Source organism: Halorubrum sp. CSM-61 (assembly GCF_003781945.1).
Taxonomy (GTDB): Archaea; Halobacteriota; Halobacteria; order Halobacteriales; family Haloferacaceae; genus Halorubrum.
In genome coordinates this window covers 141,594-167,451 of sequence record NZ_RJJW01000007.1, presented here as the reverse complement: position 1 = coordinate 167,451, position 25,858 = coordinate 141,594, and the positions used below count along the sequence as shown (strand labels likewise).

The following is a 25,858-nucleotide window of genomic DNA, read 5'->3' as shown; positions in this document are numbered from 1 at the left end:
AATCGTTATGAGTCTGTGTTGCGGGTTCTATCGACGTAGTCGTCGACGGACTCCTGGATTTGTTCCTCCGATGGTGAGGAGGAAGGCGGGGAGACATCTCGATTGATGAGGTCAGGGCGCATCGCCTCCACTTTTTGCTGGTCCTTTGCCTTCACGCGGTCGTACCAAGCTTGGACTGGTTCGTTGACCGAATGCGGATTCGCGTCTTCGATGTCGGACCCGCCAGCAACCGCTTGAGCTTCCTTGGGATCGAGTGCTCTGTCTTCATACTCTGGGGTCAGAGTCTCACCCTCTGGGAGAGGCGGATCCCCCTCAGGTAGTGCCAACACTTCATTATCCGCTGTGACTTCGCTGTCCGTACTTGCACCCAGATCGTCATTCGGTGGGTTCCAATTGCCGTTCTTCGCCCGCCGATAGGCGTGGCCGGGCCAATTCGCAATCGGCTCGTTGAGATTATTTTTCACGTGGCTCACACCCGCTTTTGCCTCGCGAGCACCGAGCGCCACGCCACCGCCAGCTAATCCGGCCCCAGCTCGAGCGCCCTGTCCCCACGTAGCCTGACTCATCCATTCTTTCCGTGATTTTACGCCACGGTAGGCGCGCTGCGCGTTACTCCGTGCAGTATCCCGTGCCGATGAGACACGTTGTTTCAGATTAGTTTTCGCCGAACTAGCTGCCTGTCGGGGGTGGAATTCGGGTTTTGCTGAGCCAGTCGCTCCATACGCCTTTGGGCCGGTTCCGCTACCGCCGCCGAAGTTTCGGAGGGTGTGCTGTCCGGCGCCACCGCCACCGGACGGAGTCGGTCCACCGCCACCTCCTCCACCACCACTACCTCCGGACGAAGACGGACTACCGCTGCCACCGCCGCGTAACGCACTCAGGCCACTAAACCCGAGAAGATGACCGGCGGAACTCCCACCCATCGACAGGGCCTGGATCCCGACGAAACCGGCGAGACCGAGGCCGGAAAGCCAGCCGAGGAACCGCTTCCAAAGGACGAGCTTATTCTGTGATGGGTCAATTCCGGCAGTGAGTGCTTCCGGGCCGTGAGCCCCGCTCGCGTTAGCCACACAGATGTCCGGGGCAGACATACTACAGCCGGTCTGAAGAGCGAGCGCGATGAGCGGCCCCGCGAGGAGGAGATACGCTGTGACCTTGAAGACAAACATAGCGACGTCGTTCGCGTACCGGAGTGGTCCCCAGTCGGTGTACCACATAACAAGCAGGATCGGGAAAGCGGTGTAGACGAGATGGATCATAAAGATGCGGAGGAAGAGGATCATCACAACGAGAGCGATAGCGATGAGAGAGATTGTACCGGCGGCGAGGTAAACGAGCACAGCGGCGATAGCCGAGCCCATCAAATCGCCGATGGCGTTGTTGAGGGCGGGGCCGGCGAGGGAGACCGCGTAAGTCTCGGGCATCACGAGCTTCGTAACGCTATTCGTGAAGACGACAGCGACGTGGAGGAATGGACGGATGAGAGCGAGTGCGAAGAGGGCTTTAACAATACGGATTCCCTGCCGTAAATAGGAGCCCTCTGGGGCTTCCGAAAAGAGTGCCGCGATCGTTCCGAGGACGATGACGGTCGGAAAGAGAATCAGCGAGTACTGGAGATTCTGTATAAAAGTTGCATTCGCTCCTTCCTGGTAGTACAACGGGTCGATAACGAGAAACTCCTGGACCATTCCCACGAAAACCTCGCCCAGGACGTTCGTCAAGCCGGTCGCGAGCGTGTTGACGATCCCCTCGAACCAATCCTCTGGGTCAAGGGGATTAAATAGCGGAATGATCGGGAGGGCAGCCATCGCCGCAGTGGAGGAAACGGTTTGTTGAGCTGTAGGTGCGATACCCAAGAGACGGTCTTGAATTTTGGCCGAGAGGATGCTGGATGACGTCGACGGTTCCATTGCGGAGGTTTCTGTTGAGTCCCTAGACTTTCGGTGGCGAAGACGGCGACCGACACGGTAGAGCCACCTACTAAGGGTGGTTGGAGAGCGCTCCATGTGAATCGCTGTGTCAGAATACGTTGTCCAATACCTATAACTTCTATCCCCGAACCAATCGGAGATAGCCATTGACCGAGGACAGTGAGTCGCGCTACGATCTCATCGTCAACTGAAGTTCGCAAGGCCGGCTGAATGACGAAGAAGTGGGTGTCGTCAATCTTGAGAGAATATTGCGAGGGATTGCTACTTGATGGTATACCAGCCGACCCCGACGAGCAAGCCTACGCTCACAGCCAGCGAGAGGAGAGCAGCCTGTACTGGCTGTAAAAAGAACGTCCAGAGATCAACAATCAGGCTCCCGTTTCCGGGAGAGATCGCGGTTGTGTGGCTGGACGAGTAGTAGATGTCGTGATTCTCTGTGTATGGGTCACCAGGGAAGCGCGCGGTGATCGTCACACTATCGAACGTAGCGTAGGCGACACCGTTGTCGTTTGTAGTGACTGAGGATTCGACCGCCCCGGTCAAGATCAGTTTCCGATCCGGGAGTGGAGTTCCGTCTGGGCCAGTAAGACGGAGTCTGAGTTCCGGCGGCTCGTTTTCTTCCCCTTCTGCCGGCGGAATCACTGTGTAGGTGAGCGACGAATCCTCCATCGAGGTGACCTCTGTTGTCGAGACGGGTATTTCATCCCCGAAGACCGACGTTACTGAGGTGATCTGACCGGGGGCATCCCTGATGACAATTCTCGAGGTCTGGTTGGCGGTCGCCGTAGTGAGATTCACATTTTCCGCCAGGGTCGCCCGCTTCGAGACGCCAGGAACAGTGCGCTGGCGGAGATCCGTCACCCGTCCGTGACGATACACATCCGTTTCTCCGACGGCCTCAACACTTGGGGACGGTTGTCGAGCAGTGAGTCGGAGGGCAAGTGTTGGTGGGAACTCCGTACGTTGTGGGTCTGTGTCCCAGTTCGACGTTGTTTCGCCCCAGCGGTACTGACGGACACCGTAGACCTGCCAGACGTTCGTTAGGCGTTGGGCACTAGCATTCGAGTCTCCTTCTACGTTGAGGGCGGCCCAACTCCAAAGTGCCCGTTCAGAGAGATGCTCCGGGCCCTCGATAGAGAGGACGATGGAGCGGCGGTCGTGTGGTTCCTCAATTACGCGCTGGGAAATCGAGACGCTGTCTGGTGGGACAACGTGGGCTGGCCGATCGTCGGTAACGGTGAGCTCATCATAGGTGGCATTGACTTCCGTGTGAGTGTACGTCCACGTATCGTTGTGCGGATGGTAGAAATAGTGATCAGTGGTGACTTCCGCGGTGACGTTGATCGTCGCCTGAAGCTCTAGACGTTGCCTCTCACCATCCGAAGGGGGAGCGTTTGCGTAGTCGATATACCGGGCCTCTCGTGCCGATGTTTCTGGTGTCGTGTGTTTCGACCACGTCTGATCGTCGATGCTGAGGTTACGCTCAACCCGTTGTGAGGCGAGATCGTATGTGGTGTTAGTGCGATAGCCGCCGACGACGGCCGTCACAGAGCGATTTACGGTTAGCGGGCCACGACCGGTGGCGCTGACGGTACGCGTGATAGTGTGACCGTCGAGCGTCTCGAACTCAACTGTCTTGGTGACGGTCTGTACGTCGTCCGACGAGTTATCCTCCGGCGCAGGGATGTTGAGGGTGACATCCTTTGTTTCGCGGACATAGCGGGTAGTCGTATTTGGTTCTGGGAGGGCGACGCGGTAGTCGACGTACTCAAGGACACGCCCGTCTGGCCCCATTAGATAAGTGCCGTTTGTTTCCGCTCCTGGGGCGTTCACTTCGGCAGCGCTGGTCGCACCCATATACGCGATGAAGCCGTCTTTGATGAATATGCTATCCTCCCGGTCCGGTGCGCTTGCCGGCCACCGACTCGTTGAGTTTGTTCGTTCAACTCTCGCCAACTGGTCAAGTCGATACTCCTGCAGTGTCCGGGGTGAGCCATCAATACGGACGCGCGTCTCTGGATTGGTCGTAAGCGTGTAGGTGTCGACTGCGCGAGAGAGATTTTCAGTCGACGCGTTGGCCTCCACAACATACCGGAGGAGGATGCCACCACGACCGCCACCCGGAATGCCGAGAGCCCCCGTATCGCGGTCACTCGCGACAAATACCCGAGCATTCCCGTCAACCGGCGGTTGCGCGGTAGAGTTGGATTCGTTGGTCGCGACTACCGCAATCGTGGAGAAGCAGACACTCGAAAGGAGAAGGAAGGCGACGAAGAGGCTGGAAAACTGCCGAGGTGTAGCCCTAGTGATCGTCACCGAAGGCTCGTCGGATGGACGGGGGTTGTCTTGATCCCCCGCGGGGGTATCAAACCGGGAGGTCATACATTACCACTCCGGGACTGGATAGTAACCCGGATGATGGTAGCTGCGAGTGCTACTGGCCGCATAGGGGGCGAACTTACCTGCGGATATGTGGTCCGGCGACAAAGTGTTTTCCGCGATTGGGAGACAGTAGAGCAGCTACTCGTGGGCGTGATGAGTGAACGCCAGGGCGGTCGGACAGAGTCGTATATAGAAGCCAAAAGTCGCGTCTTCGCAGAAAGTCGTTGGGAGATTAACCCCCCGCGGGGGTATAAAATCGAGAGTGAGCAGCGAGAGTTATCCTACGACTTCCTCAACATCGTCTCCGTAGGAGATGGTCTCCCAGTTGGTTGGAGTGACTTCGTGACCCTCGAAGGCGTCGTACTCGGGGAAGGCGGAGAGGACGAGGACATCGGCGCGTTCGGAGAGGTAATCGACGAGATGGTGGATGTTGGTATCGTCGAGACCGGTATGCCCGTCGAGCAGCATAACGGGAACCCGGTCAGCGACATCGAATGCTTCGTGGCCGGCAAGAGCAGCGATGATGCCGAGGAGTTCCCGCTCGCCTTCACTGAGAGCGCCAAGGCTGGCTTCGCGGCCTCCACGTGCGACGATGAGGTCGAAGTTGTCGGTGAGGCGTGCTGTCTCGAACCCGACGTCGAATCTTATGAGAATGTCGGAGAGCGCAGAATCAAATGCGTCCCGGGTGTTTCGCTTCACACGCTCCTTGCGTGTTCGGAGGTCCTCGACCTCGGAACGGAGAGATTCGAGTTCCTCCTCGAGGACATCACGCTGCGAGGCTTCCGACTTGACTGTCTCAAGTTCGCCACGAGCATCTTCAAGCTCGGCTTCCGTGTATTTGATCTCACTCTGGAGGTCAGTCGCGTGGTCTTGCGTCTCACTGACCTGATCTTCGAGTTCGTCAATCTGTGCTTCGAGGGAAGCTTTTCGTTCTCTGGCCGATTCAAGATTCGTCTGTGCGTCATCAAGCTGGGATTCAAGCTCTCCGATGCGGTCGCGAAGGTCGCGTTCTTTCCGCTCCGCGTCCCGTACGGTCTGTTGTTTTTCCTGAAGCTCGTTTACCTTCTTGCGGAGAGTCGACTCTTGGTCGCGAAGTGAGTTAAGACGGTCAGAGATACTGTCTAACTGTGCCCCGACCTCTTCACGAGAGGTGTCGTTCCCACAGATCCAGCACGCAAGCTGGTCAGAGAGCATATCGTGAGAGACGTCTGTGAGAAGCGAGAGACGGTCTTCTTCGAGAACACGCTGATTTACTTCATAGATCGACTGGAGGAGTTCTTTATCCCGTTCGATTTCGTGGAGATCAGATTGGAGATCCTCGAGTTCGTCTTCGAGATCTTCGTGCGTTGGGACATCCAACGTCTCAAGTTCCTCTTTCTTTGCTTCAAGTTCATCCCCGACGCGATCTGCGGTTGATTCGTACCGGTTGATGTCTGTCTTGGTCTTCTCGAGCTGGGCGCGGAGGTTACTCAGCTCGTCTCGAGCGTCACTATCTGAAGATGCTTCGTTGTCGAGCTCGTCCCACTCTTCTTGGAGGTCTTCGAGTTGTGATTCGAGCGTTGTGACTTTCTCTTGGAGGCGCGGGAGGCGGTTAGCAGCGTTTTGGGCTCGCTCGAGTTCGGCCTCAACCTGTTTCTGTTCGGCTTTGAGGTCGGCAATCTGCTCATCGATGTTCTCGAAATCGAGGGGACGAGTGAGGAGGTCCTCAAGATTTTCACCCATACGGACGGCTTGCCGGACCTCATTGGTCTCATCGAGGAACGCAAAGAGGGCAGCACAGATATGATCGACATCATCAGTTAGGTATGGATTGCCGGATTGTGTAATCGTGCCGTTGGTACGGGCAAGATCGACAGCGTAGGTGGTGTCGTCGATTTCGAGCTCAACGTGACCGTGATCTTGGCCTTCGGTGAGACTTGTTTCAGTCCCGAAGGCTGTTTCAATTGCGGTGAGGAAGCTCGATTTTCCTTGCCAGTTGCTCGCTCGGACGGCGTTCACACCGGATTCGATCGTAGCCTCTCCCCGATGGATGCCTGCGATATTTTCGATTTTTAGATTCCAGGTCATGGTTACGCTGTGTTGAGCATACTATCTATTAGCATAGGCGATTGGGACGAGAACGAAGTGGCTCCGAGCGCCAGTAGAGAGAGCAGGAGAGAGGTTTGTGATGAGGGCACAGAATTCATCGTTGTATCTGATTGGTGGTGTGAATCGTCTTCGTCAGATTCGGTATTCTCCGACGGATCTGGAGTTGAGTTGTTGGGTGGGTCTGTATTAGTTGGATCCGTCATATGGTCGTTACAGACGTATCCCCGCTTGATTGCATCTTCGATGGGGACCCGTGTGTCGCATTTGGGGCATTGTAGTCTGATTTCGACGTCGACGGTGGCTTGGTCTGCAAAAGGAACAACACCGTCTTTGGCAAGTTCTGGAAGGATGTTTTCTGTTTTTGAGGCAGCCATTCGTTTCGCCGACGCGATGGCTTTCTCTCGAGTCGTAGTAGTGGAATTGGTTGTGGACTGAGTGTCTTTTTCGACTTCGAGACAGTTTTTGAGGTGATTTCGGATTGTACCGTGAGAGACGAGCGTTTTCTTGAGTTCGTCGATGTCCATCCCGTCGCCTTCGAGGTCGGCCGCGAGCTCGGCGCGTTGGATGTTATCTTCGTTTATAATAACATCGTATTCTCGGTCCAAATGGATGCTAACAGTTGATCTCCCGTATTTTTCATATATCGACTTGAGAACACGTTTGTTGAACCAGTCTGTGAGTTTTTTATATCCTTCTGAAGTGCGGCCGTCAGTTCCAGTCCACCGTTTCGCGAGGTAGTCATCTACAGAGTTATAGTCAGATCCGGGGGCTGTTAACCCATACTCTGCGATGAGATCGTCGACTTTGCACATCTCCGGGTAGGAATTCTATGTCCACATCAATAAAAGCGAAGTGTTCTTCAGACCGCCCGAGATTCAGTTAAACTTGCGCTAAATATCCGTTTCTCGTCCAAGGAGTGCCTAATTGAGCGGTGAGTACTTTGGAGATGTGTTCTCAATAGCTGTACTTCGTAACGCTGAGCGAGTTGTTGCCGGCCTATTCAGTTAGTGTGTGATAGGGGATGTGGAGGAGGTGTGTCCGGCATTCTTTGCAGACGATCGAAAGCTGTGGTCCTGTGTTATCTGTAAAGTGGTCGAAATCGAACTCGCCGTCAGAGGAAGTGTAGGTAGCTTCTCTAAGTTCCATAATAGCGAGTTCGGTGTTTTCACAGACAGGGCAAGGGTCACCTCGAGACCAGTTTGGATATTTGGTACTCTGTCGGGCGCAGATCTCATCTTCGGGCATTTGTTCGATGAGGGCGACCACTGTGTCGAGGTCGAGGTGACGATTGATATTGTGAGAATCAGTGGTCGGAGCCATCGACTGGCTGGACGAAACATCGATTCCTCCGTCGGTGGATGTCTTTCCGTTTTTCAGTGTGATAACGATGGTCGTCATGGGGGCATTCTACTATTGCAGGGAGCGGTTGGCAGGGCGGTACTTCGGGAGCGGTGTGTTTTGAACTAGTGGTGTACTGACATTGTCTAATTCGGATAGGACGGGCAGGCAGATATCGATCCGTAATGACTGCTTTAGAGATGGGAAGAGTAGGAGATCGGCGACTGAATTCCGGTTCATGAGATACGCTTTTGAATATTACCGGATTGTGTGTTATACTCACCCGTGTTTACACCGTCAAAATGTATGAACAGACACAGGTCCAGAAGGCGGAGCTTTAATCGATGATTACAGAGGGAATTTTTATCGAATCAGGTGTAAGATTGCCCTCAACGTTGTCGAATTCGCAATGGGATGCCTTCTTTTGATCGAGTCGTAACCCGCGGTTCGAGTTCAATTGCTTCGTCGTTCTCCCAATTAAATTGGAATTTCTGCCCGACCGTTGCTAGGACTACTTTTGCTTCTAAGAGAGCGAACTCCCGACCGATGCAAGTTCGACGTCCACCACCAAAGGGGGCGTACGCAAAGTCGTGGAGTTCCTCCTCAAACTCATCAGTCCATCGTTCCGGGCGGAACGCCATAGGTTCATCATAGAACCGTCCATCTCGATGGACATGGATTATCGATAGATGGATCTCATAATCCTCGGGAATCCGATATCCACCGACTTCGACATCAGTGAGCGTCCGGCGCGGAATCGTATGAACTGGTGGATAGAGCCGTAACGCTTCAGTGATTATTCGGTCTGTGAACTCCAACTCTTGGAGGTCGTCGTAAGTGGGCGAGTCTCCATCGAGAACTGTGTCCAGTTCCGTATGAAGTTGCTCTTGGAGGTCTGGGTTCGTCGCCAGCGCGTACCAAGTAAATGCGAGAGCTGCGGCTGTCGTCTCGTGCCCCGCAAAAACCATAGTGATCAGTTGATCTTCGATCTCTTCGAATGTAAGATCTGATCCATCCGCCCTATTACGCGCCTTTTGGAGCTGTGTGAGCAGGTCTGGAGTATTTGAGTGAGCACCCTGCTTAGAGTTCGATTGGCCCTCGGACCCACCTGCCTCGTCTTCTGAGATTCTTGTTCGCTCGCTTCCTTCTTCGAGTAATCTTCGAACCTCCTGACGGAGGCGCTTCGTGGATTGATTGAATCGACGCCGTGCTGGTGTCGGGATCCACGGTGGCAGAATCCACGATGATGGTGTGAACCATTCGTTGAGTCCGTCAGCGGCATCTCGAAGTTCTTGATCCTCGCCTGGGACCAACGAACGACCGAACAGCGTGGAAAAGAGAACCTCCAGAGTGAGGTTCTTCATCTCAGGCTCCATATCTAGTGTTTCACCCACAATCCACGTCTCGAGACGTCGTTCGGTACACGCAACCATTTGCTCTGTGTAGCCTCTTATGTGGTCTCGGTAAAAGAGCGGTTGTAACATATCACGCTGTTGTCGCCACTTCTGGCCCTCGACCGAAAGGAGGCCGTTCCCGAACGCGCGTTGATAGTCCTCGGTTTTCCCGAAGACTTCGACATCGGACACAAGGACACGGTCAAGATGGTCTGGGTGAGTGAAAACAAAGACATCGTCGACTGCCGGGAGAGCCATCCGGTAGATGTCTCCGCACTCCGACGTCGCCCGCTCTACAAACGTGAATGGATCGCGAGCGAACTGGACAGCGTTTTTGAGGATCGGATAACCGGACGGTGCCGGTGGTAGTTGGGAGCTCACGATAGTCGCTCTTTGTATCAGTATATGTAAAAAGTACCGCTGAGAGACGGGTTTCGGGTGGGTTTTGAAAAGGAAGGGTATTCCAATAAGCTCGATTCAATATCAGATTTGTGCGATATATTCATAGCGTTGGGTACGCACTTTAGTAACGGGTGAAAACAAGTGACGCAGTCTGAGCGTGCGACCACAAATCCACTCACGGACGAACGGATTGTCGTCCGTGAATTCATTAGTGATCTTGCTGGGTCCACCTCTTTAGATATACTGCGTTCACTCGACGAAGGCGCAAAGACGGCCTCGACTATCGCAGAATCGGGAGAGATCACCCGACAGACGGTATCGAAACATCTCGTGCAACTCACCGATTGGGGCTTGACGAAAACAGCTGATGCTGGTGGATATGTGCTGACTGCAGGGGGGAAAATCACGCTGGAAGCGTTTGAATCGTGTCCAGATAGTCTCGATCGCGAGCCACTCACCCAGCTAACTCGGTCGAAACATACTATCCCGCTATTACAAACGCTTGCAGAGCAACCCAGCCGCCCGAGCGAATTGGTGGACATAACCAACGGGTCTCCGTCTCGCGCAACTGTTCGGAGAGCGTTACGGATGTTTGAGACGGAAGGATGGAGTGTAGAGAGCGACGGTGTTCACAGGCTCACGCCCGCTGGGCAACAAACAGTAGAACGGTATGAGGAACTGGCCGAGACAATCGAGCAGGTGTTGGATAAAGCACCCTGGTTCCAACGGCTCAGTCCAATTAGAACGGAGATTCCAGTTCGAGCCCTCGCTGACGCAAAGCTGTATGTCTCCTCACCCCACTCTCCAGGAATCGTCCTGGCCACAGCTCTCAAACTCTGCGATCCACGGCTTGATCACTTCCGCGTGTTGACATCGATTTTCAACCCGACGCTCTTTAGCGCGTACAATAAACTGCTCAAGCTTGGTCTGAAAGGGGAGGCAATCGTCGACGCCTCGCTCTACCAGCGACTCCATGAAGAAAAGATGGAGTACTTTCTGGACGACTCAAACTACGACAACTTTCAGATTTTCTGTCTCGACGAACCACTGACGCTCGGCATTGGTATCTACGATAGGGAGCAGATCGCGGTTGGGGCGTACAATAAAATTGGGGAGGGAGAACATATCGCGATGGTCCTCAGTTCAAATGAAGCAGTAGTCCAATGGGGAGAGGATCTCTATAATCAGTACCAAAAGCAGGCTCACGACCCTGCTGAGATGTAAACGCATCAGTCTATGTCGCTATCGCAATGGGCGAGGTAGACCTACGTAGAACAGCTTGAGGGGTTGTTGTGTGGATATTTCTAAAACGATGGAAGACACTCTTTGAGTGTTGTTTTGAGGTCATCAGCCCACGCAGACTGTTGTGACGCTAAGTCCTCCTTGAGGGAATCTCGTTTGTTTTCAGCTGTCTGCCGAGTTTCGCGCTCCGTTTTCAACTCGTCTAGGAGGTCATCCGGAGAGAGTGAAGCATACTCCACTGGCGGAGCACTGGGGATGTTCCCACCGTATCCAGTCGAGACACCGAATACGGCCCCGATTGCCTGCTCGATTTTACGGATACGGGTACGTGAATTGTCGATAGTATCTTGAGCAGCGTAGTACTCTCTCACTTGCTTCTTATACGCTGAGGGGGGTGAGTGCTCTTCGAGATTGTCCAGTGCAGTAAGTACCTCGTCAATAGGGATGTCGCGTTGTGTGAGGAAGTCGACCGCGTCATCACCGATGAAGACACGAATCCGGTCACTCGGAACCGACCGGAGATGGTGACCGATTGGGATATCGTGGACATCCAAGGGGAGGTAAGGTGTGGCGAGCGTTGAGGTCACCCAGTTGATTATCGTATCGACGAGTTCGTCGGGACCGGGGCGGCGCTGTCCGACATACCCGCCATAGCTGTTCCGATGATTCTCGATTATCTTCTTCTGTGTCGTAACACGGAGTCCCCACCACGTGTCGGAGAGTGTTCGATAAACGTCCACCTGGACGTGGAGATATGCGTAATCGAGTTTTTCGGCCTCGCAGGTGGACGTCCATTCGTCAAGTTCCTCACTGGCGTCGAACGTTGTTATCTGGTCCTCATCGATGTCTGTCGGTGGTCCACCAGAGCGGCCGGTGGTCGATGGATTAGTTGAAGTCTTCGATTCGGCTGACGTAGAGGCGTCGTCATTTGGAGGAGTAGGTGACGAAGATGAGCTGTCGGAGTCGTCTGGTGACGCGTTCTGGGTGGTTGACGTGCTGTCGTTATCTGAATGACCGAGGGAACTGAGGGTTGATTGTTCGGATGTCATAGGATGAACGACCACTTGAAGCGGTGGTGTGTTCGTGACTACTCCGACTGTTCGTCGGCAAGTTCTCGGGCTCGTCTCGCGAGGAGTCGTTGTACCCACGTTCGGTTTTTCTGCTGGTTCTCGTAAGCGAGGTACTGCTGGATCGTCTCTCGGGAATGCATACAGTGGAGGCCCGCCTTGATGAGGCGTGCGTTGGACGTGTCGAGAAATCGTTTCGGTGGGAGTTCCTCGAGGATCTTGTCGTCTGAGTCAGTCACGGTGTCTTCGCCTCCGTTGGATGACGCCTTACTCATAGGCCGAAGGTGGGGTGTGGATCGTCGGCGGGTCAGGCCACGTTTCTACTTCTTCCTGGACGGCTGTGAGGACGGCTTGCGCTTGCCTCGAATGTGAATCTTCGTTCGCCGGCGGATCGATGAGTACCCGAAGTTCGAGGACATCCTCGAGTTCGATTCCCGGGACGGTGTGGTAGAGCGTGCGGAGGACCTTGTCGCGGATGGTTTCAGGCGAGTCACCGGCTTGTGCGATCGTTTCCGGGTCGACGGTAGAGGCAGCTGTTGACATATGAAACACTTCACCTGCTTGGCGGTGGGGAGAAACCCGCGTTTCTGAGTGAATTCCCGTTCAGAGGTGATAGCGGTCACCATAGTTACCCCACGAGGAACGTTGCAGATGCCTCGCCGTGGGGTAACTCGAGAGAGACTAATCACCGCTGACGGGCGTGAGTCCCTCCTGGTACTCAATACGCTTCCGTTCCGACTCGTTGTGGTACGCAAGCGTCCATCCGTTTTCGTACGCGATAACGATCGCATCCTCGAGCGGATCGTAGTCGGGATCCTCCGGGTCGTAGACCGGTGCATCGTCAGGAGCGAAGGGACTCGGCTTTTCGTAGATATTTCGCCCGCTCGCTGCCCAGACGGGGTCCTGTGGCTCCTGAACCGCTTCTCCGTAGACGTCACAGGGGGTCGTCTCCGGCCAGAGATCGCGCTCCTGCCAGAAGGCACGCATCTCACGGAGACTCCGACGGACAGTCTCACGAATCCCGAGATGGTCAGCGGATTGCCAGCCATCGCGACTCCAGTACTCTCCGAGGTAGGCGACCTTGGCTGGTCCGTTCCAGTCCATTCCGACGATGTTCGCCGGCGGCGCATTCGTGAGTGTTGGCTGCGTGAGGTCTTGGAGCGCCTCGTACTGGATGGGGGGACTCCCGCCGAGGAGATGAATATGACGGTCACGCCAGTCCACTGGGTCGCTGTAGTCGTCTGCGTGGAGGGATGAATAGCCGAGCGGATACCCGAGGACGAGGTCGTCGTCGATGATCTCGATTGCCTCGCGACACTTCGGGACGATAATGTACGTTGTCGACGGGAACTCTTCGCGGAGGTCGCGAGCGAGCTGGGTGTACTCGCAGGCGTCCTGTGGCGTCTCAGCGTCACCGATGACGGCCACATCGGGTTCGTACTCGCGAAACCGGTCGACGTATCGGTCGGGATCGGGGTCGTGGAACTTGTTGTCGAGCATAACCACCGGGAGGTCGACATTCCGGTAGGAGTCGATCTGGAGGCGATAGTCCTCACGGATGCCCGTGGTGAAGCCAAGTTTGTAGGCGTCTGTGGCGAACGGCGCTCTGAAGAGGAAGCCGATATATGCGGGGCGACGGGCCGACTCGAGGGTGTCCGGCTTGGGTGCCGCGTGCGGTGGCGTGAACGGACGTTGCGGCTCAGCCGCAGCCGAGGCTACCTGAAGGGAACTGGAAGCCATACGCGGGTGGTGTGAACAGCTGGTTGCAGCGATACTTGACGAACGATACGGATGCCGTGCTGTGCAGCGGCTCAGGCCAGCTGCCGCGAAGAAAGACTCGCGAGACAGGTACTGTCCCGAGAGATGGAGGATTTCATATCTTGAGAGTTCGAGCGTTCAGGTGACGAGTTGTGGTCCAGAGCGACGGTTAGGAGGTATTGCACTGATGGCGCTGCTCGCAACTCTGGCAGAGGAGCATCTGGTCAGGATCGTCCATCGCCTCGCGTTCGTGGTCTTTCAGTCGGTTATGGCCCCAGCGGTTGTACGCCTCGTCGGGTCCGTCGTCCAGGGCGGCGAACGCGCCGACGGTTGCTTCGAGACAGAGAATGCGCCGATAGACATCGGGATAGAAGAGCCGGATCATCCTGAGTTCTTTCCGTTTGGAGAACGCCCCACAGAGGCATTCTCCCGAGGTTTCGAGCGTCTCCTTTACGGGTGACATCGGGAGGTCGAGGCTGCGTCGGTAGCGGCGAACATCGAGTGGAGTGAATTCGACGAGCGGAGAGATCGTCGGATGGCCAAGGAACTCCTGCTGACCGCTCGCGTCGACGTTTTCCATCCGGTTCTGCGATTCGTGCCGGGCGACACCGGAGATGAGAAGGAGGTCGTCCTCAAGCATCTTCAGGAAGCGCGAGAGCGGCTTCTCCTTGAGATTCCAGTACATATACTTGTGCGCTCCGGGGCCAGGGAAGCCAAATCGCTGGATGAGCGCCGTGTATTCCTCGTGCGGCCGACGGTACTCGTGCTCTTGGCCCGGATCGTCGCAGGGCGCCCCAACCTCGTAGTACGGGATGTCGAGCGCTTCTGCTCGCTCCTCGACAAATGCGGTCGTCTCCGGGATGCCGATCCCGGTGTTGATGTGGATGATACCATCCAGATCGAGGTAGTGAGATTGATAGACAACGTGCATCGCAGTCAATGAATCGTGGCCGCCGGAGACGAGCGCGTAGACACGGTCTGTTTCAGGGGCGGCCTTGACCACGCGACGGGCGGTGTTCGCGGCCTCGGCGTCGACGTCGTCGGGGAAACCCAGCCGGAAGTCCGACGTCGACGAGACGGCGGCAGTAGAGCTCATACTGAGGCGTCGTGCTCGAGGTTGTTTGTGAGGGCGAGCCAGAGAGCGTATGCGGCGTAGCGGTAGAGGACGGTCTCACACTCGGGACACCAGTACTCGACGGTGCCGAGTCGATCGAGGGCGGCGCTGAACGCGCTTGACCCATCGTGATGAATCGCGCATTCCTCGTTCAGATGCATCTCGTGGAGGTGGGACGTCCCACACTCGGGACAGGGCTGACCCGGCTCCCAGTCGTCGCGTGCGATGGCTGTGACGCAGTACGGTTCGTCGCTTGGACGGGGCCCAGTGAGCTGGTAGGAGGTCTCGCTGCGGGCGTCGGGGGACGTGGTGGAGCCTGTCTCGGTCATATGGATCACGCAGCCCGTTCGACGGGCTTTCAGGCTCGAAGAGCGAGAAAAACACACCGAGCGAGGAGGGTGCTGTTAGAACGGTGGTTCGACGTCGATCGCTGCGACGTACTCGTTGATATTTTCCTGTGCTAACGGGGCATGAGGAGTGGGTTCGTCGTCAGTTGTTGGGATCGCACGAAGCGCCGAAGCGAAGGTGCAGTGTGGACAGTCGAACCAGTAGGTCGCGTCCTCGTTCGAGGCGGGGTCAGTGAAGATGATGATGAGCGGATCAGCTCCGCATTCGGGACAGGCGTGGGCTGAGGCGCGCTGATGGTGTTGGCGGCGAGTTGTCGTAGAGTGAGCGCGAGAGGACATACTGTTGGGAAGGGTGGGGGACAGAGGTTAGTTCTTCTGTGAAGCGAACTGTTCGAGGGATTCCTGTTCGGTTGGGGCTGTCGAGGAGGTTGTGGAGTCGTCCTCCTGGTCGGTGGAAAGAGTGGATGGCGTTCTGGAAGTGACGCCGGGATCGCATTCGTGTCGGTTGTGGTGCTCTTCGAGGTAGTCAAGGCGCTCGGAGTGTGGGCGGTAAAGGATGGTGTCGTCGTCGGTGACGCAGTAGTTCTCGGGTCGCGCTCCGCAGGTAGGACAGTCGACGTACCAGGAGGGGTGGAGATACCAGCCCTCGCCACACCGAATACACGAGTGCTGTGCCTCGGCGTCTGAGTCGGGCACGTGGATGTCCAGGGGTGAGCGGTCGGTCGCGTGGACATCGAGTCCCGTGTTCTGTTTCATGTCGATACTGATGATCCAGTCCTGCTCGACGCAGGGATGCTCGATGACGGCGACTCGGGATCGACGATAGTCGAGGCGCTGCGGCATACAGGTCGCGGTGTGGCCGACTTGGAATATCTGGCCGCCCGCGGCGATGAGTGGGTGGAGTTCCTGCTTGAGTGCTGTATCCCGGCCAGTAGTGCGGCCACCATAATTAGTGGTCTGCTGGAACGCCTCACTCGGAAGGTCCACGACGACGGTGTGGAAGATGTCAGCAGCGAATTCGGCGGCAAGTTCACGCTCGTCGAAATGGTACGCGGCGTCGACGGATTCATCGACGCTCGTCTGCACTAAGTGGCCGTCGTGGGAGAGTGACCGTTCGTACGTCGAGACGTCGAGGACACGTCCGGAGAGGTGGGTGGCAAGGTAGTCGGCGACGCCGTCTTGAGGCATAATCTCGGGGCTGAGGCGGATGTACTCGAGGGAGAGGGGCGTGTTCCCGTTCCCGCTGGTCGCGACACCGCCTGACGCAGTGGCTCCTGCGTTCGGAACTGCGGCGTCAGTCACGTGTACTGGGCGGGTTGCCGACGCAGTCTCGTTATCGGGTTTCTGAGCGACGGTCCCAAGCCAGTCGTGCTGGCGACCGAGGGTGTTCCAGATGGTGACCTCTTCGAGCAGATACTCCTCCCCAGGCGGCATAAGCGTCGTCGTATAGCCGAGTCGGATGACGCGACCACCGGGTTTCAGAAGGGCGTCGACCACGCTAGCGAGTTCGGTGATCGTAGGTAGTGTGTCGTCCTCGCGATCGTAAGTAGTCGTGTTCTGTTGTTCCGAGAAGGGTGGGTCGAGGACGATCATATCGAACGATTCAGCTTCGAGGATGTCAGGAAGATCGCGGACATCAACGTGATAGTCAGCATCGATCTCGGGATTGATGTCGTTCCGGACGATCCGCCCATTATGGGTGAGCTGGGTCCGTCCAGCACACGCGTTGAGGACGCGACCGTCGAGTTGCGATTCGACCCAATCACGAAGCTTCTGTGCGTTGAACGTCCAGCGGTCGGGTTGGATCGTCCAGTAGGAGAGCGAGGTGGGCATACTGATGAGTGGAGGATGGTTCGCGGAGCGGGCGCTACAGGGAGGGCGAGTGTTACTGATGGGTTACGTCGGGGACGTGGCCGGTTCGGCCGAGATTGTATCTGACGTATCTGATGTTGGTGAGGTATATGAGTTATTCAACAGAGTTGATTGAGTCTTGAGCATTCTGAGTCCTCGGAACCGATCGGACGGGAGAAATCAAACGATAGAGGCGTTAATTATTAAGACGGGGTCTGAGAATCGGGGAATCGTATGGCAGACCTGATTGTCCAATCGAAGGTTCGAGAGCATCTCGACGAAATGAACGTCTCGGCAGACTTCTTCGATGCGCTTGACGAGGAAGTCGCTGACCTCCTTGACGATGCTGCGCGTCGTGCAGACGCGAACGACAGGAAGACCGTTCAAACTCGAGATCTCTAAGCCGATTTCGTCATCCTATTTCGTTTGATTCGCTGTTGTTATCTGCACTTTCTGTAGCCGCCGCTCTGAGACACTATACGGTGACGATGGTGTCGCAGTTCACGCATCGAAAGAGGATGGTTTCGCAGTCGGGATCATCGTAGTCGACATCGTGATCGGGGAGGACGGTTGGATCGGAGACGAGCTCGTTTCCCGTGAGGTTCTCGCCGCAGTCACAGGTGAGCGGCCAGTCAAGGGACGAGAGGAGGTCGCTATCTGGAAGTATCCCATACGATGCTTCATCGACGTACTCGTTCTGGATAGGGGTGAGAAGGTCCTGCGAAACGGCGCTATGTTGGCCGTCGAATCCGCCGTGCCAGAAGACATCGATGGCACGATACTCGATGGTGAGCTGCGTCTTGCATCTCGCACATCTGACGTGGACGTAGTGGGTGTCGAAATTGTTCGGCACCCCTTCTTCGGTAGATTCGAACTTGGAGTTCTGACAGACTGGACACGCTGGCTGTATACTGATGTATGTCGGCTCAGCGGCTGGGTCTGCGTCCTCGTCAGTATCTTGATTCTCGGACGTTGTATCTGGTGGTTCCATAATGATGAGCTGGGTGTGGGATTACGCAGACGATTCAGACGGTGCGTCGGGAGTTTCCGTAGCCGACTCCTCGGACGGGTTCTCAGGAGCGTGGTCGAACGAATTGTAGGTAAGAGTCCCATCAGGCCAAGCGACCCACTGGCCGGCAAGCAGCGGGAAACGGCACTTCTCGAATCCGACGGTCTCCACGACGAGTTGCTCCTCAAGATGGGGAGCGAGACGTTCAAGGAACTCCTCGGTGCAGTATTCTGTTCGATCGACGACACTCCCGTCTTCGTCGAAAATTGGCTTTGTGACCTCGAAGGCGACGTACCCGTAGAGTTCGAGGTACGGGTCGGCGTCCTCCTGGTCGGGTTCGACGACGCCGATGGTCAGGGAGTGGAAACTCCCGTAGAAGTCGTAATCGTCGATGATTGCTTCGATAGCCTCGACCGCATCGGGGTCGACGGTCGGATGATTCGATGCGGTGGTTGCTTGCAGGGTTGCCATAAGCGGTTCAGGCCCGTGGCCGCAAACAAAGACGCTAGGAGCCGAGGGACTGCTGAAGTGATCGAGGGGACCAATAGGGTTAGGCGGTGTCGGTTGATGAGGGTGTGAAATCTTGAAAAGTGTCCCATTCGCCGGGGTACTCGATGCCGGCGTCCTGGTGGATTGTGGTCTGGACGGCGCCGGATGACTCAACCTCAACGAGGACGTCGTCGCGACCGAATCGAGTCGCGAGGAAGTCGTGGATCTCCTCAACCGGCGCGATGACAGCTTCGGGAGCGTTGTGTGCGGTTTCGATCGTCATAGACGGATCACTTGATGCGGCCAGTGACAAATTCACGTCGGGATTTGATAGCACCCAATCTCTTCCGATCCGCACCCGGGACATTCATCAGTGTCCGAAGAGACGTTGTCCCGCACTGGCGACACTCGACGACCATCTCTGTCTTCCCGGTGGAGAGAAACCGAGCGAGAATTGTGCGGACACTCATAAGTTGTCCTGTTCCGGCGGCTCTGAATTAATGGTTCTGGTGGGCTGTCTCCCCGAAATTCTGGTGTGGACGGCCTGTAAGCCCGCTAAAAGCTCATTTTTGACAACATTCAAGGTTCGTGTGGAAGGAACACTATCACACGCTCCTTCCATCCCCTTTCCATGCCCGACGACACGCAGATACTCGGTCACTGCCCGGACTGTAATGAGCGTATTACTACTGCGTGGACCCTAGTTGAATACGAAAAAGATGATGGCACAGAAGGCGTGTGGGCCGAGTGTCCGGGATGCGGGGACGTTGTCGCACCGGAGTGATGCACTTTGTGCTGAACTTTGCTGAATGTCGCCTTCTGCTACTCGCGTGAGCGGTGTTGTCCGAGGCGGTCCTTGATCGCGATGATGTTATCCCGAAGGTACTGAGCTTCTTCAGGGTCGATCTGTCCGTTGTTGGCTAGTCTATTGACGGTGTTGAGGAGGCCCTGGATGTTGTCGTCGATCTGTACCGGTACCTCGAACGTATCGGCCTCTGGGTCGTAGAGAGCGGCGAAGTCGTAGCACATCCGGTAAACCTTCCCACAGACCTTGCAGACGGCAGGGAGTGAAACGGTCTCGGACTGCGGATCGATGTCTGCCTCGACGTCGAGGCCGGGATCGCGAATCAGCCAGCCGCCCTCGAGGCAGTCGTGGGTTTCCCAGCAGTCCCAATGTGCCTCGCCCTCAAGGTGAATGTCGTCGTCTTTGTAGAGGTTCTTCGTTTCGCGTTCGTCAGCGAGATAGCCACAAATGGCGCAGGTTACGCTGTGGGCGTCGATCCAGCGGTCGTCGGTCGGATCGGATTCGGACATGAGTGTGGCGTTAGTCGGGGAAGTCTATTGCGTCGGGATCGGTTGCGACGCGGCAAGCTGCCTTGTTGAGTTCGTCGGCGTTGAGGGCCAATCCGATGAGCTCCTCGATGGCTTCCTCGTAGGCTGAATACGTCTCGGTTGGACTCGACGTATCCTGGAGCCGCTGGTCGAGTGCCTTGCGGAAGCGTTGCTGTGCGCGGTGTCGAGAAAGACTACCCATACGTAGATTCCTCCACCAGTAGAGGGGAGAGAGAAATTCGGTCGACAATCTATCTGAGTTACCCCACGCAGAGATGGTATCGCCCATTTCGTGGGTTAACTGACAGAGACGGCCTGCTCAATTAGCGCGTTAGAGCCGCGATTACACGCCGATCGTCGCGAGGACCTGCGGGATATAGATAGCAGCTCCTGTGGCACCGAGTCCAGCGACAAAGAGGGCGTTATTTGCCGTACTGTTCGCTGACGTCGTAAGATTCCACGTGTACTCCGTGTCGTCCACGGGGGCGAACGGTTGGATCCCCATCGGCGTTATCACGTCACCGAGGAGGTGCGTCGTGAGCCCCAGCGCGACGAGAAAGCCGACGCCAAGCGCAGGAACAACGAGAGACGGAGCGCTTGCTGTTGACAGCGTCCCGTTCACCGATTGTGTTCCCTGAAGCGCCGCGGCCCACGTCACAGCCGTTGCGATCGTGGACGCGACGATGATGAACCAGACGGTGTGCGTGATACCGCGGTGCGAAACGAAGGGGAGACGCTGGTCGATATCGGGAATCGGTGCCACGCCGGCGACGATAAGTATCCCCAAGAGGGCTTCTCCGGATGCTCGACTAACGGTAAGGAGAAACGCCAGCGGTGAGAAGGCGAGAAGAGCGAGCCCGTAATGACCGCGTCTATGCATCTCTGGAGCTGTTGCTCCATCTTCTTCGTGCAAGAAAAAGACTGTTCCGGGAAGTGAGACTGTCTCATCCTCACTGCGGAAGCGCGGTAGCTTCAAGCACCTCCTCGACTGGCGGTTTGAGGATTGGCTTGATGAGCAGGGGGGAAAGCGAGGAGGCAACAACGGTGGTCGCTCGCTCGGTCTGAGTAGCACAGCCGGGCGGGATCGAATCAGGTATGGGGACAGGTACGCTGTCGTGTTGAGCTGATGACTCGTTCTCTTTGAGCCCCTTGAGGTAGACGCGATCCTGCGTTGCGGTGAGACGCAAGTAGTCGAAATCTGTTTCGTTTGGTGCCAGCCGCTCGTAAGTAGCCGTCCTGAGGCCGTATTTGGACAGCGTCCACTCCAGGTCGTCGGTGTCAGGGAGGTGCGTTCGGATTGTGGAGGGCTCTGTATGGAGTTGGGCAACGACCGTCGCGACTGCGGTCTTGATGTCTTCAATACGTGCGTTCGTCCCTCCGGAGACACCGTAGTCGCCGTCGTTGTTCTGGACGCTGTAGCCGCGTATCCCAGAAAGTCGCGCCTTATCGCTGGTGTCTGCCTTCCGAACCTGTGAGGGGTTCCCGTAGCCGGTCACGAGTTCGGTCATATAGTGCCACATCCCGTCGCGGTTCGCTCCGGAGTCGTTCAGATAGATACGGTGTCGGACAATCGACCCGCCTTGTCCCCATCGTTCGTCGAAGGCACGTCCCGAGGCTCGGTAGGTGATGGTCGTATCGTCGTGGTAATCGAGTTCCCACTGACCGATACGGGCTGGGGCGACTTTGAGCTCATCAGGAAGGTCAGATGTACAGAAGACGTTATGATCCGGAGTGAGCGCCATAACCTGATCGACGTTCAACAGTGCCGACGGATATGTTTCCTCGAAGACCCTGTGGACATTTTCGTAGAAATCGTTTAGCGGTGTTTCCGCTGTGGAGTGGGTCGCTTCAGACTTCTCAGTCGTCGATGTTACTGCGGGAGTATTTGTTGAGTGGCCGGATGTCGATTCTTCGGTCGTCGTGAACGCATCGAGTTGGGATTGGGAATTCGATGGCATCGTGAGAACTCCGTAATGTTACGAATGACCAACGTGAACTGGCTAGTCGTCGACGCGAGCGAGCGTGTAGTCGTCGTTCCTATCGAGGTAGCAGTGTAGTTCACATATCCGTCGATGGGTCGCAAGCTGGTTGATATCGAGTGCGCTGATAGAGTGCGTGGACGTCTCGAGCGGAGCCAACAATCGTCTTCTCAAGGACACGTCGCCCGTCACGGATGATAGGAGTGAATTGCTCGCTGGCGATCCGGAGGATTGCGTCCAGTCTCGTACAATTTTCGAAGTTGGTAGCAGGAAGATCAAGGACGAACACTTGACAGGTGACGAACTGATCGTCTACGAAATTCCCTTGGATGTGATCGCGGGGATCCGTAGTTGGTTTTCGGGTGTGAGTCGGGTCGAAGCAGTACGCTCGATAGACCTGCACTTCGGCGGTTTCTTCGCTGGCCTTGAGATGAGGGTATCGCTCGAGGAACCACGCACGGGTGGTCATCGGTGCGGGCCCGATCGCAGCTACGACGCCAGACTCGGTTTGTGCGAGACCTCGTGGAGGCGGCGTATGGTCCTCAAGGGCCTGGAAAAGTTCTCGAAGGGCTTGACGCCGGTTCGCCTCGGATTGGAGAACAACGGACATTGTGGAGTGTGGAATACAGATAGTTATTCACTGAAGGCGTCAAGCGTGACGTTCTCGATGGTATCGGGATCATCGATCGTGACGGCGTCCTCAACGTTTCCTTCGGAGAGGTCGCTATCGTTGTTGGTGTCGTCCTGAGCGGAGCCATCGGCCTCCTCAAAGCTCGTTATGATGGGTGCGTTGTCAGGGTCGAGTTCAGTGATAGCCCCGTTGACGGTTGAGTCGGTAAGGATTCGCGTGGGATGGTTTACTCGCCATACGTGCCACATCTCGTAGGTGAGGGAGTTTCCGTGGACGACATACGCGGGGATGCCGTGGAGTGCAAAGTTGATGACGGCCATATGAGCGCACGTCTTGTCGATGTCGCGTCCAACGACGACAGTGGGCGTGTTAGGAGAGATGTGACGGAGATGCTGGACAGCGTGGAATGGGAGTCGACCACTCCCGCACGCCGGATCGCTGATCGTGATAGGGTCCTCCGGAGTGGCGTCACGAATGCTCTCGGGGGCGCTGAAGAGCATCTGAGCCTTCGCGATGGCGACATTCTGGGGTGTGAAGTGCTGGCCGAAGGCATCACTGTTAGCTCCGTAGTGTTCGTAAATCCCGCCGAGGAGTTCCGCCGAGTGCGGGTATCCCGGAACGGTCGTTTCTTCCATTGTATTGACGAGGGCTCCGAGTGCAGTCCCATAGATCTCGAGAACATCTCTGGTGAGATCGTCGTCATCGTGGAGACGATCTGTGAGATCGTGAACGAGGTCAAGATAGTCGTCGTCGTTCCGACTAAGAGCGGTGACGGTGAAATTGAGCCAGTTCGTGAAGACGTCGTATGTACGAAGGTCCGTTTTCTGGTGGACTTCATCGAGATTCTCAGTGATTGGTTCGTATGTACTCGGGTCGGTGATGGAATCCATCGACAAATCGCCTCAGTTCAACGAGGGGAGAAAAATCCAGAGAGGGGACACCCCACCAGTTCCGTCGTAAGGCGAGGCGAAAAACACCCCACTGGTTCCGGCGTTATGGCAATAGGGACACCCCTGGACTTCCGTCGTAAACGAGGGTCAAATCGTATGAAGTCTCAGATTTCGGGAGGGGACACCCCACCAGTTCCGACGTTAGCGTGCGAATTTACTCTCTTTAGATGAGAGTAAGAGCGGGATGAGTGGAACGAAAAGACGGAAGAAAAGTCTCAGAAATCTCGTAAAAGATGAATACTTCAGGATACCACGGGCAGAACAGGTCTTGTATGTCGATAAACGAAGGTTGGAGAAGAGAATTGGTCTCGGGGAAATCCTACCACTACTCGATGACGGACCCACACCCCTTCGGTTCCGTCGTTAGATAGACAAGGGCAACGCAGCTCAAGATCACGATGACCAGACACACCCCACTAGTTCCGACGTTAGCGGCCGGGAAAAGCGGTAACTAGACTGAGAATAGCAGGAGTCGTCTGTATTCTGTCCCACGATAAGAATATGTAAAAGTTGAGTTATTTCACCCTAGCTTTATTACAATACAGCTTGAACAACTCCGCGGGACGAAATACTAGAAAGGAAGAAGCGGAGCGACTGGAACGTTCAAGACGAAGCTCGGTGACGGGTTGGAACGTCCAGAAACGCCGTAGAGACGCGCTCTATCCTCTAAACCGTGATTGTACCTATCCTTCCCGTGGGGGGTACACGTTCATCGGTAACGACGGAACCGAAGGGGTGTGTGTGTTGGGTTCCGTGATTATTCGACGATTGAGGTAGTCCTTCCAGTAGACTTTCCGTCGTGGTAGATTTACGTCGGAAGTCGAGGTGGGAATACTTTTAAGTAAACGGGTTTCGTCGGTGTCTCTATGTCAAACGGCACCTCGACTTCCGATGAAAGTCGAGATTTGGATTCTACGTCTTCAGACGGTCAAGACGACCGATCTCGCGTCCAAACATCGGAACCGAAGGGGAGTCCAGACGAGAATGGAAAACCGCCATCAAGCGACGGGGACGGTCAACAATTCAAGGTTGACGACCCGCTCTTTTCTCAACGGAAGGGGGTTTTCCAAAATAAGGAGATGGTCCGTGTCGGTTGGGTACCTGATGGCGATCGAATTGTCGGACGTGACGATTACATTTCCACTATCAGCAGCTGTCTGAACGACGCTGTCTATGGTGGTGCCCCAAATCACATCTCAATTACTGGGAAAACAGGAACGGGAAAATCTCTCGTCTCCCGATACGTCACTCGTCGAGCTGTAAATGCGGCAGTTGATGATATCCGAATAGGCCATACGTATCTAGACTGCTCCAAATCCTCAACTGAAGTCCAAGTCATCTCGACAATCGGCCAACAACTGAACGACGAGGATATCTATGACGAGGATGAGGACGTCGTGAAAATGCCCGATACCGGGCTCCCGAAAGACAAGTTCTACAAACGCCTCTGGCAGATTCTCGATCACTACGACTCGGCTATCATCATTCTCGACGAAGTCGACCTTCTCAAGAGCGACCACGTTCTGATGAGTCTCGCGAAGGCAGTCGAATCGAATGATACGTCGTGTCAGATCGGGATCATCGCAATAAGCAATCAAATCAACTTCTTCGACGAGTTGAACCCACGCACCAAGAGTGCCTTCCAGACTCAAGAACTCAATTTCGACCCATATAATGCAAATCAGATTCAAGAGATTCTTCGCGGGCGTGATGACGCATTTCGTGATGATGTTCTTACTGATGAGGTTATTCCTCTTGTCGCGGCTTTCTCAGCCCAGGAACACGGTGATGCACGGAAAGCAATGCGATTATTCAGGACCGCAGGAGAGCTAGCCGATCGTGAGGGAGCAGACGTAGTTGAGGAAGACCACGTGCGAAGAGCCCAAGACGCACTTGAAAAGGATCGATTCCGCGACTTCCTCCAGGGAACCCCCACTCAAATGAAAGCGGCTTGTCTCTCGATCGCTGCTAAGTCACTTTACTCGCGTGATGATTACATCATAACAGGTGAACTCTACGATGCGTACCAGCAGATCACTAACGCGATAGATATGGACACGATCGGGATACGGCGCTTCCGGGATATCCTCGATGAGATGCAGCTCAGCCAGGTAATCGAAACTAAAGAGGTGAATATGGGAAAAGGCGGTGGCCGCCACAACTCTCATCGGTTACTCCACAATCCAGAGGCTATCCTTGATATCGTAATGGAGGATTCTCGATTCGGAGATATCTCTAAATCCTCGCTGAAACGGTTCGCCTGACTAATCAGATGTTATACTGATGAGACGTACCTTCGTTTCGTCCACTCGTCGCGACGGGGCACAGTACGTCCTTCACGGTTCTCCCAATCAGTACTCGAGACGGGTTTGATCCGATCGAGTTCGAACCCAGCGGCTCGGTAGCAGACTCCAGTGTTGTCGTCGACGCCGGCGATCGCGACGAGCCGCTTTCGGTCGGTATTCTCACGTACCCAGTCCCGAAGACGCGCAAGCATCCAACTCGACGTATTCGGTGGGCGATTCGGGTGATTCGCAAGCCGTGTAACGTACAG

25 protein-coding genes are annotated in these 25,858 nt (G+C 55.7%); 4 read left to right on the top strand and 21 right to left on the bottom strand.

The features are described 5' to 3' along the window. Positions 1 to 5: 5 nt before the first annotated feature. From EDM04_RS13565 to EDM04_RS13540, 6 genes are all read right to left on the bottom strand, one after another. Positions 6 to 1,808, bottom strand: a complete 1,803-nt coding sequence (locus EDM04_RS13565) for a hypothetical protein (protein WP_123622992.1) — start codon at positions 1,806 to 1,808, stop codon at positions 6 to 8. Positions 1,809 to 2,192: 384 nt separating this feature from the next. After that, positions 2,193 to 4,247 carry a hypothetical protein gene (locus EDM04_RS13560; RefSeq protein WP_123622990.1) on the bottom strand — a complete coding sequence of 685 codons (2,055 nt, stop codon included), beginning with the start codon at positions 4,245 to 4,247 and terminating at the stop codon, positions 2,193 to 2,195. A gap of 342 nt (positions 4,248 to 4,589) precedes the next feature. Next, on the bottom strand, positions 4,590 to 6,380 hold the full coding sequence (locus EDM04_RS13555; RefSeq protein WP_123622988.1) for an archaea-specific SMC-related protein: 1,791 nt from the start codon (positions 6,378 to 6,380) through the stop codon (positions 4,590 to 4,592). Positions 6,381 to 6,382: 2 nt separating this feature from the next. After that, on the bottom strand, positions 6,383 to 7,213 hold the full coding sequence (gene rdfA, locus EDM04_RS13550; protein WP_123622986.1) for a rod-determining factor RdfA: 831 nt from the start codon (positions 7,211 to 7,213) through the stop codon (positions 6,383 to 6,385). Positions 7,214 to 7,397: 184 nt separating this feature from the next. Further along, a complete protein-coding gene (locus EDM04_RS13545; RefSeq protein ID WP_123622984.1) occupies positions 7,398 to 7,799 on the bottom strand; it encodes a hypothetical protein in 402 nt (133 codons plus the stop codon). A gap of 329 nt (positions 7,800 to 8,128) precedes the next feature. Next, positions 8,129 to 9,514 (bottom strand): cytochrome P450, encoded by a 1,386-nt coding sequence (locus tag EDM04_RS13540; RefSeq protein WP_206424468.1) that lies wholly within the window; start codon positions 9,512 to 9,514, stop codon positions 8,129 to 8,131. 609 nt (positions 9,515 to 10,123) lie between these two features. Here EDM04_RS13540 and EDM04_RS18835 point away from each other — a divergent pair. Further along, entirely contained in the window at positions 10,124 to 10,759 is a 636-nt protein-coding gene (locus EDM04_RS18835; protein ID WP_241154923.1) for a transcriptional regulator FilR1 domain-containing protein, read from the top strand. 80 nt (positions 10,760 to 10,839) lie between these two features. Here the strand turns inward: EDM04_RS18835 and EDM04_RS13530 are convergent, their stop codons facing one another. The 7 genes from EDM04_RS13530 to EDM04_RS13500 form a co-directional block, all read right to left on the bottom strand. Then, positions 10,840 to 11,826 carry a hypothetical protein gene (locus tag EDM04_RS13530; protein ID WP_123622978.1) on the bottom strand — a complete coding sequence of 329 codons (987 nt, stop codon included), beginning with the start codon at positions 11,824 to 11,826 and terminating at the stop codon, positions 10,840 to 10,842. Between the two features lie 38 nt (positions 11,827 to 11,864). After that, positions 11,865 to 12,083, bottom strand: a complete 219-nt coding sequence (locus EDM04_RS13525) for a hypothetical protein (RefSeq protein WP_123622976.1) — start codon at positions 12,081 to 12,083, stop codon at positions 11,865 to 11,867. A 28-nt stretch (positions 12,084 to 12,111) separates the two neighbouring features. After that, the gene (locus tag EDM04_RS13520) at positions 12,112 to 12,387 is read right to left on the bottom strand and encodes a hypothetical protein (protein WP_123539450.1); all 276 of its coding nucleotides are present in this window, start codon (positions 12,385 to 12,387) and stop codon (positions 12,112 to 12,114) included. Positions 12,388 to 12,525: 138 nt separating this feature from the next. After that, a complete protein-coding gene (locus EDM04_RS13515; protein WP_123622974.1) occupies positions 12,526 to 13,584 on the bottom strand; it encodes a DUF6610 family protein in 1,059 nt (352 codons plus the stop codon). A 187-nt stretch (positions 13,585 to 13,771) separates the two neighbouring features. Further along, entirely contained in the window at positions 13,772 to 14,698 is a 927-nt protein-coding gene (locus EDM04_RS13510) for a phosphoadenosine phosphosulfate reductase family protein (protein WP_123622972.1), read from the bottom strand. Further along, positions 14,695 to 15,045 (bottom strand): hypothetical protein, encoded by a 351-nt coding sequence (locus EDM04_RS13505; RefSeq protein ID WP_123622970.1) that lies wholly within the window; start codon positions 15,043 to 15,045, stop codon positions 14,695 to 14,697. The genes EDM04_RS13510 and EDM04_RS13505 overlap by 4 nt, the downstream gene beginning before the upstream one ends. Before the next feature lie 384 nt (positions 15,046 to 15,429). Then, positions 15,430 to 16,896, bottom strand: coding sequence for a hypothetical protein (locus EDM04_RS13500; RefSeq protein ID WP_123622968.1), 1,467 nt, complete (start codon positions 16,894 to 16,896; stop codon positions 15,430 to 15,432). Positions 16,897 to 17,148: 252 nt separating this feature from the next. Here EDM04_RS13500 and EDM04_RS13495 point away from each other — a divergent pair, with 252 nt between their 5' ends. Further along, positions 17,149 to 17,316: a hypothetical protein gene (locus EDM04_RS13495; protein WP_049987741.1), complete on the top strand. Its 168-nt coding sequence runs from the start codon at positions 17,149 to 17,151 to the stop codon at positions 17,314 to 17,316. Positions 17,317 to 17,389: 73 nt separating this feature from the next. On the opposite strand, the gene EDM04_RS13490 is transcribed toward EDM04_RS13495, so the two are convergent. The 3 genes from EDM04_RS13490 to EDM04_RS13480 all read right to left on the bottom strand — a co-directional run bounded on the left by EDM04_RS13490 (position 17,390) and on the right by EDM04_RS13480 (position 18,695). Further along, complete coding sequence (locus EDM04_RS13490) at positions 17,390 to 17,905, bottom strand: hypothetical protein (RefSeq protein WP_123622966.1); 516 nt, start codon at positions 17,903 to 17,905, stop codon at positions 17,390 to 17,392. Positions 17,906 to 17,926: 21 nt separating this feature from the next. After that, entirely contained in the window at positions 17,927 to 18,394 is a 468-nt protein-coding gene (locus EDM04_RS13485) for a hypothetical protein (protein ID WP_123622964.1), read from the bottom strand. A 79-nt stretch (positions 18,395 to 18,473) separates the two neighbouring features. Further along, on the bottom strand, positions 18,474 to 18,695 hold the full coding sequence (locus EDM04_RS13480; RefSeq protein ID WP_049987744.1) for a hypothetical protein: 222 nt from the start codon (positions 18,693 to 18,695) through the stop codon (positions 18,474 to 18,476). A gap of 348 nt (positions 18,696 to 19,043) precedes the next feature. On the opposite strand from EDM04_RS13480, the gene EDM04_RS18600 reads away from it, so the two are divergent. Then, positions 19,044 to 19,196: a phage terminase large subunit family protein gene (locus EDM04_RS18600; RefSeq protein ID WP_164471136.1), complete on the top strand. Its 153-nt coding sequence runs from the start codon at positions 19,044 to 19,046 to the stop codon at positions 19,194 to 19,196. A 38-nt stretch (positions 19,197 to 19,234) separates the two neighbouring features. Here EDM04_RS18600 and EDM04_RS13475 read toward each other — a convergent pair whose 3' ends face one another. From EDM04_RS13475 to EDM04_RS13455, 5 genes are all read right to left on the bottom strand, one after another. Next, positions 19,235 to 19,726 carry a hypothetical protein gene (locus tag EDM04_RS13475; RefSeq protein ID WP_049987745.1) on the bottom strand — a complete coding sequence of 164 codons (492 nt, stop codon included), beginning with the start codon at positions 19,724 to 19,726 and terminating at the stop codon, positions 19,235 to 19,237. Positions 19,727 to 19,736: 10 nt separating this feature from the next. Further along, positions 19,737 to 19,946: a hypothetical protein gene (locus EDM04_RS13470; RefSeq protein WP_049987752.1), complete on the bottom strand. Its 210-nt coding sequence runs from the start codon at positions 19,944 to 19,946 to the stop codon at positions 19,737 to 19,739. Positions 19,947 to 20,087: 141 nt separating this feature from the next. Beyond that, entirely contained in the window at positions 20,088 to 20,720 is a 633-nt protein-coding gene (locus EDM04_RS13465) for a metal-dependent hydrolase (RefSeq protein ID WP_123622962.1), read from the bottom strand. Then, positions 20,695 to 21,702, bottom strand: a complete 1,008-nt coding sequence (locus EDM04_RS13460; RefSeq protein ID WP_123622960.1) for a hypothetical protein — start codon at positions 21,700 to 21,702, stop codon at positions 20,695 to 20,697. The genes EDM04_RS13465 and EDM04_RS13460 overlap by 26 nt, the downstream gene beginning before the upstream one ends. Positions 21,703 to 22,356: 654 nt before the next feature. Next, positions 22,357 to 23,244, bottom strand: coding sequence for an N-6 DNA methylase (locus EDM04_RS13455; protein WP_123622958.1), 888 nt, complete (start codon positions 23,242 to 23,244; stop codon positions 22,357 to 22,359). Positions 23,245 to 24,170: 926 nt separating this feature from the next. Between EDM04_RS13455 and EDM04_RS13450 the strand changes: the two genes are divergently transcribed. Further along, entirely contained in the window at positions 24,171 to 25,568 is a 1,398-nt protein-coding gene (locus EDM04_RS13450) for a Cdc6/Cdc18 family protein (RefSeq protein ID WP_123622956.1), read from the top strand. The last annotated feature ends 290 nt before the right edge of the window (positions 25,569 to 25,858 follow it).

Bases quoted from the DNA above. Each gene is read 5' to 3' on its own strand.
- EDM04_RS13565 (WP_123622992.1), bottom strand. From the start codon at position 1,808: ATGGCTGCCCTCCCGATCATTCCGCTATTTAATCCCCTTGACCCAGAG.
- EDM04_RS13555 (WP_123622988.1), bottom strand. From the start codon at position 6,380: ATGACCTGGAATCTAAAAATCGAAAATATCGCAGGCATCCATCGGGGA.
- rdfA (WP_123622986.1), bottom strand. From the start codon at position 7,213: ATGTGCAAAGTCGACGATCTCATCGCAGAGTATGGGTTAACAGCCCCC.
- EDM04_RS13545 (WP_123622984.1), bottom strand. From the start codon at position 7,799: ATGACGACCATCGTTATCACACTGAAAAACGGAAAGACATCCACCGAC.
- EDM04_RS18835 (WP_241154923.1), top strand. From the start codon at position 10,124: ATGTTTGAGACGGAAGGATGGAGTGTAGAGAGCGACGGTGTTCACAGG.
- EDM04_RS13530 (WP_123622978.1), bottom strand. From the start codon at position 11,826: ATGACATCCGAACAATCAACCCTCAGTTCCCTCGGTCATTCAGATAAC.
- EDM04_RS13520 (WP_123539450.1), bottom strand. From the start codon at position 12,387: ATGTCAACAGCTGCCTCTACCGTCGACCCGGAAACGATCGCACAAGCC.
- EDM04_RS13515 (WP_123622974.1), bottom strand. From the start codon at position 13,584: ATGGCTTCCAGTTCCCTTCAGGTAGCCTCGGCTGCGGCTGAGCCGCAA.
- EDM04_RS13510 (WP_123622972.1), bottom strand. From the start codon at position 14,698: ATGAGCTCTACTGCCGCCGTCTCGTCGACGTCGGACTTCCGGCTGGGT.
- EDM04_RS13505 (WP_123622970.1), bottom strand. From the start codon at position 15,045: ATGACCGAGACAGGCTCCACCACGTCCCCCGACGCCCGCAGCGAGACC.
- EDM04_RS13500 (WP_123622968.1), bottom strand. From the start codon at position 16,896: ATGCCCACCTCGCTCTCCTACTGGACGATCCAACCCGACCGCTGGACG.
- EDM04_RS13495 (WP_049987741.1), top strand. From the start codon at position 17,149: ATGGCAGACCTGATTGTCCAATCGAAGGTTCGAGAGCATCTCGACGAA.
- EDM04_RS13490 (WP_123622966.1), bottom strand. From the start codon at position 17,905: ATGGAACCACCAGATACAACGTCCGAGAATCAAGATACTGACGAGGAC.
- EDM04_RS13485 (WP_123622964.1), bottom strand. From the start codon at position 18,394: ATGGCAACCCTGCAAGCAACCACCGCATCGAATCATCCGACCGTCGAC.
- EDM04_RS13480 (WP_049987744.1), bottom strand. From the start codon at position 18,695: ATGACGATCGAAACCGCACACAACGCTCCCGAAGCTGTCATCGCGCCG.
- EDM04_RS18600 (WP_164471136.1), top strand. From the start codon at position 19,044: ATGCCCGACGACACGCAGATACTCGGTCACTGCCCGGACTGTAATGAG.
- EDM04_RS13475 (WP_049987745.1), bottom strand. From the start codon at position 19,726: ATGTCCGAATCCGATCCGACCGACGACCGCTGGATCGACGCCCACAGC.
- EDM04_RS13470 (WP_049987752.1), bottom strand. From the start codon at position 19,946: ATGGGTAGTCTTTCTCGACACCGCGCACAGCAACGCTTCCGCAAGGCA.
- EDM04_RS13460 (WP_123622960.1), bottom strand. From the start codon at position 21,702: ATGCCATCGAATTCCCAATCCCAACTCGATGCGTTCACGACGACCGAA.
- EDM04_RS13455 (WP_123622958.1), bottom strand. From the start codon at position 23,244: ATGGATTCCATCACCGACCCGAGTACATACGAACCAATCACTGAGAAT.
- EDM04_RS13450 (WP_123622956.1), top strand. From the start codon at position 24,171: ATGTCAAACGGCACCTCGACTTCCGATGAAAGTCGAGATTTGGATTCT.